The 3,846-nt window shown below is 44.4% G+C and carries 3 protein-coding genes; all 3 read left to right on the forward strand.

The genetic code is table 11. The annotated features are described in order from the left end of the window. The first annotated feature begins 193 nt into the window (after positions 1-193). From B5D35_RS22990 to B5D35_RS23000, 3 genes are read left to right on the forward strand one after another with little or no spacing between them, the layout of a single operon-like run. Positions 194-1,513, forward strand: coding sequence for a paraquat-inducible protein A (locus tag B5D35_RS22990; protein ID WP_078754731.1), 1,320 nt, complete (start codon positions 194-196; stop codon positions 1,511-1,513). Between the two features lie 8 nt (positions 1,514-1,521). Continuing rightward, positions 1,522-3,195, forward strand: a complete 1,674-nt coding sequence (gene pqiB / locus B5D35_RS22995; protein ID WP_078754732.1) for an intermembrane transport protein PqiB — start codon at positions 1,522-1,524, stop codon at positions 3,193-3,195. Then, positions 3,192-3,776 carry a PqiC family protein gene (locus B5D35_RS23000; RefSeq protein WP_078754733.1) on the forward strand — a complete coding sequence of 195 codons (585 nt, stop codon included), beginning with the start codon at positions 3,192-3,194 and terminating at the stop codon, positions 3,774-3,776. Before pqiB ends, B5D35_RS23000 begins: the two co-directional genes overlap by 4 nt. The last annotated feature ends 70 nt before the right edge of the window (positions 3,777-3,846 follow it).

The following is a 3,846-nucleotide window of genomic DNA, read 5'->3' on the forward strand; positions in this document are numbered from 1 at the left end:
CATGAGACTACGACGATTGATGGGTGTAGCCGATCAGATCGTAGCTTCTAGATTTAGTTCCATCGATTTAAGCAACAAAGCCGTTTCCACCCTTTAGGGTAGTCTATTTATCCTAACTGATTCAGGGATAAGACTCGGCAATAGGTTGTCTTTCATATAATTACCTTGAATAAAATGCGTAACGAGTTTGCCTATGAATAAACCGGAACACCACTTAATCGCTTGCCATGAATGTGGACTGGTTTCCGTAATTCCAGACCTGGAAAACGGAAATAAAGCATCATGTCCTCGTTGCAGCCATACCTTGGTAAGACGTGTTGCCAATTGCACGGCGAAGGTAACCGCGATCGGAATGTCGTGTCTCGTCATGTTGTTACTCAGTTGCTCCTTCCCGTTTATGTCATTCAGTGCAAGCGGTCTCAGCCATCAGATTTCGCTTATTGATGCACTTCAGGTTATTCGTCATTTTGACAACAATGCACTTGCGGCTTTATTACTTTCGACGGTGATTTTTTTACCCGCACTTTATATCGTTGTGGTGGTATACCTTTTTCGGTTGGCAGAAAAAAAATCACAAGGAAAGCGCGTTATCACGTCTTTTTCAGTAGTGAAACGTCTCTGTAGATTGGTTTTTCGCGTTGAAATTTGGCTGCTTGTCGACATTTTCTTAATCGGTGTGATTGTCAGTTTGGTGAAAATCGCGGCATTGGCCGATGTGGAATTGGGCGCAGGTTTCTGGAGCTACAGCATCTATAGCGCCTTGGTGGTGGTGTTTTCAAGGGCGATAGATAAAGCGTGGTTGTGGGATAATTTGCTCTCATATTGTTCGACAGGAAACGTAAAGTCGGGCGATACGCATTTATCTAACAACCACGTGGCTTGTAGTTTGTGTCACCAAATTAACCCGTATGATCTTGAATGGACACCGTCTTACTGTTGCCGCTGTGACGCGAAACTTCATCATTATGACCCCCACGCCAATGACAGTTGGGCCTGGTCGTTTCTCATCAGTGCCATCATTTTCTATTTTCCAGCAAACCTCTATCCCATGATGTACACCGTCAGCCTTGGTAGTGTTGAGCGTTCAACCATTATGGACGGTGTCATATTGCTTTGGCAGTTCGGTTCTTATCCGGTTGCTGCCGTAATATTTATCGCCAGCATTTTTGTACCGATGACCAAGATGTTTATCATGATCTGGCTTCTTCGGTCATCCAATGCCAGTCAATATGAAGACGATGCAAGCGCACTCAAAAAGCTAAAATACTATCGATTCACAGAACTGGTTGGACGATGGTCAATGATTGATGTGTTTGTGGTCGCGTTGCTTTCTGCCTTGGTTAATTTAAAGGGGATCATGAGTATTAGTCCGGGGCCTGCCGCGCTGTATTTTGCCATCGTGGTATTTTTTACAATGTGTGCAGCGTTGGTGTTCGATCCTCGCACGTTCTGGGGGCCTTACGAAAAACCAATGCATCACGACGATCAGCGTTTGATTGTTCAAACCGTGTGAGTGGATAAATGAACGAACAAGAAGAAGTGACAGCAACGGTAAAGAAAGGGCGTTCATTCTCGGCCATCTGGATATTGCCTATTGTGTCTTTTGCCATTGGCCTTTGGATGCTTTATCAATACCAAAGCAACCAAGGAACACTCATTACACTCTATGTACAAACTGCCGAGGGAATAGAGGCAGGTAAAACTGAAATTAGAGCACTGAGTGTCAAAGTGGGGGTAGTCACAGAAGTTTCGCTGAACGATGACTATTCAGCCATCGTACTGAAAGCCCGCATGGATAAAGACGCGAACCGTATGCTATTGAAAGACTCAACATTCTGGGTGGTTAAGCCGCGAATTGGTAAAGAGGGCGTCTCTGGTTTGCAGACTTTGCTGTCAGGTGCGTATATCGCGTTACGACCTGGCCAATCGGAGGAAATAGAAGATACCTTCACTGTATTGGAAGTGCCGCCGGTGGCCCCACCTGATGCAAAAGGATTGAGAGTCGTTCTCTTTGCGCAAAAAGCAGGAAAGCTTTCAGTTGGCGATCCTGTTTTATTTGATGGTTTTACTGTGGGTCGAGTTGAAAATGTCAGCTTTGATATTGAAAAACAAAAAGCCGCTTATCAGATCTTCGTTTTTCAGCCTTATGATTCACTGATACGCAGCGAGTCACGCTTTTGGCTGACGTCCGGTTTGAATATCAAGCTCAATGCTCAAGGGTTTGATGTGGAAGTTGCTTCTCTAGAATCGTTGATCAGTGGCGGTGTCACTTTTGCAGTTCCCAAAGGACAACCCTCCGGTCATGCCATCACAGAACAGATGACAAATTTCAGGCTGTTTGACGATATCAAACAGATGCAAGAACAGATGTATGACGATTATTTGGAATACGCTTTGTTGTTTGGGGAGTCGGTGAGAGGATTAAATCCCGGGGCGCCCGTTGAATATCGGGGTATTCGAATTGGCACCGTTGAGAAAGTACCTCTTCATTTAAACGATAAGCAGCATGGCTTTGCCTCTAAGCAGATTCCGGTGCTTATCCATATCGAAATAGAGCGCATTTTGGAACCCACGCTGACGATCACGGCGGAAGAGTTGATTGATGATTTTGATAATGAGTTTAAAAACGGCCTGCGCGCAACATTAAAAACAGGGAATCTGCTGACGGGGGCACTCTATATTGATACCGATTTCTATGAAGATGAAGTTGATAAAAGCTACACGAAACTCTATAGAGGCTATCGTAATTTCCCGACTGTTTCGGGGGACTTTGTACAGTTCCAGCGTCAAATTGGCAGTATCCTCAATAAGCTTAATAACCTCCCAGTAGAAAGCGTACTCACCTCACTGGATAACACTCTTATCACGACACAACAAACAATAGGCACGGTAAACGATGCAGCGAAAGAATTAGACTCTCTGCTTAAACGGCTTGATAACTTAGCCAAAAAAGACGAAACCCAAAAGTTGCCGAAAGAAATCAAGCAAACATTGCAACAACTTCAAGTGACGCTTAAAGGATTCAGTCCTGACTCCACCTCCTATCAACAACTTCAGGAAACCATGAAGAGCTTTAACGATGCAATGGACGAATTTGGCCCACTGATGCAAAAGCTAAATCAGAAACCTGATTCACTTATTTTTGGCGATAACCCCAAAGCAGACCCAATACCGGCAAAAGGAGACGTTCAGTGAAGCAGTTTATGCAGGTTGTGATAGCAAGTTTGATCTTGTTCGGATGCAGTTCAACACCGCAGACACAAACAACGACATATCTTCTTTCGTCCATGTCCGTTGGTACAGCAGTCTATGACGAAACTATGCCAAAGTTGTTGGTTCAACCTGCCAACGTTGCGAGTTATTTGTCTGGAGACGGTATTGCATATCGAACATCAGCTAATGAAGTGGTCATCGCGCAAAACAACTTATGGGGAGAGGATATCGCCGAACAAATCTCTACACTGTTAGTCAATCGACTGAAAAGAGCGCCATTGAGCGTTTGGCCAATGCGAGGAAATTCTACAATTGACACAATGGAGGCGCAGAAACTCTTGATCAATGTGGCTCAATTTGAAGGTAACTACAAAGGCAACGCGATCTTTGCAGGAGAATGGAGTTTGGTGGATGCTCAGGGGAGCCTGATTGTGTCAGAAAACTTCTATTTTGAGGAGCCGTTGAGAGAAGAAGGTTACAAGGCATTGGTGGATGCATTAGATCAAACAGTAGATATGCTGGCAGATGTCATTGCGAATGCGTTAACTCCGATAAGTGCTTAAACAAGTTAGATTGCGGCTTTCATGTGGCTTTGTTGCTTAAATCGATGGAACTAAATCTAGAAGCTACGAT

Origin of the sequence: Enterovibrio nigricans DSM 22720, from assembly GCF_900167155.1 — a bacterium.
In the GTDB taxonomy this organism is placed as follows: domain Bacteria; phylum Pseudomonadota; class Gammaproteobacteria; order Enterobacterales; family Vibrionaceae; genus Enterovibrio; species Enterovibrio nigricans.